The sequence below is a fragment of the Bradyrhizobium sp. Kon10 genome (genome assembly GCF_055807395.1).
Genome location: NZ_JBVVOZ010000286.1, coordinates 1 through 257 on the forward strand (window position 1 = coordinate 1; position 257 = coordinate 257).

1 pseudogene is annotated in these 257 nt (G+C 60.7%); it reads left to right on the forward strand.

Annotated features, from left to right (window positions below):
• Positions 1-127 precede the first annotated feature (127 nt).
• Positions 128-257: pseudogene (locus AC0L2O_RS37055) on the forward strand (IS256 family transposase); the annotation flags it as partial.

Genomic DNA, 257 nt, shown 5'->3' on the forward strand with positions numbered 1-257 from the left:
CGTCAGACCGCCGGTGATTATGCCGACCCCATCGCAGCGATCACCGCCTCCGAAGCCGACATCCACCCCCAAGGTCGGCATAATCCGGACATCGGCATAATGGACGTTATGCCGACGTCGGCATAAGGTCCACAAGACAGCCAACATGCTCAACAAGGTGCCGAAATCGGTGCAGGCCGCCATGAGGACGGACTTGCGCGAAGTCTTTTCCGCCCCGAACCGAGGCTCAGCCGAGACGGCGATTGCCGTCTTTGTCG